Origin of the sequence: Roseateles sp. (genome assembly GCF_049240545.1) — a bacterium.
Lineage (GTDB): Bacteria > Pseudomonadota > Gammaproteobacteria > Burkholderiales > Burkholderiaceae_C > Paucibacter_A.
The window spans coordinates 1-1053 of record NZ_JBMLSK010000035.1; the positions used below are offsets into that span (position 1 = coordinate 1).

General features: G+C 69.6%; 1 protein-coding gene. It reads right to left on the reverse strand.

Annotated elements, in window-relative coordinates; genetic code table 11:
- Window positions 1-1051: anthranilate synthase component I family protein (locus ACOVRJ_RS02055; RefSeq protein ID WP_422042247.1), on the reverse strand; the 1051-nt coding region annotated here is incomplete at its 3' end.
- Window positions 1052-1053: the final 2 nt, after the last annotated feature.

Here is a 1053-nt window from a genome sequence, read left to right on the forward strand (position 1 = left end):
CGGTCACCTTCACGCTGCCGGTCTGCGCGATGCGGCCGATGTCGTTGCGCGCCAGATCGATCAGCATGACGTGCTCGGCGCGCTCCTTGGGGTCGGCCAGGAGTTCGGCCTCCAGGGCCTTGTCCTGCTCGGGTGTGGCCCCGCGCGGACGCGTCCCGGCGATGGGGCGCACGGTGACGATCTGGCCGGGCTTGTCGGCCGGGCTGGCGCCAGCTGCAAGGGCTGAGGCCTGCTCCTGGCGCACCAGGATCTCGGGCGAGGCGCCCACGATCTGGAAGTCCCCCATGTCGTAGTAGTACATGTAGGGGCTGGGGTTGAGAGAGCGCAGCGCCCGGTACAGCGACAGCGGGCTCTCGGTGTAGCGCTTCTTCAGGCGCTGGCCCAGCACGATCTGCATGCAGTCGCCCGCGGCGATGCGGGCCTTGCCGCGCTCCACCGCGGCCTCGAACGCCGCCTTGGAGAACTCTCGCTCGACGGCGTAGCTGGGCCCGCGCTTGACCTGCGGCGCCGTGACGGAGTAGCGCAGCTTGTCGATCAGCACGGCCAGTCGCCGCTTGCCGTTGAACCAGGCGTCGGGCGTGCCCGGATCGGCCCAGACGATGAGGTACAGGCGCCCCGAGAGGTTGTCGATGACCGCCAGTTCCTCGGTCTGCAGCAACTGGATATCGGGCGTGCCGATGCCCCCGGGCTTGCGCACGCCGGCCAGCTTCTTCTCGATGAAGCGCACGGTCTCGTAGCCGAAGTAGCCGGCCAGGCCGCCGCAAAAGCGCGGCAGCCCCGGGCGCAGCGCCGGCTTGAAGCGGGCCTGGTAAGCGGCGATGAAGTCCAGCGGGTTGCCCTCGTGCGTCTCCACCACCCGACCGTCGGTGACGATCTCGCTGCGCTGCCCCGTGGCGCGCAGCAGCGTGCGGGCCGGCAACCCGATGAAGGAGTAGCGCCCGAAGCGCTCGCCCCCCACCACCGACTCCAGCAGGAAACTGTGGGCACTGCCACCCGCCAGCTTCAGGTACAGCGACAGCGGGGTTTCGAGGTCGGCAAAAGCCTCGGCGATGA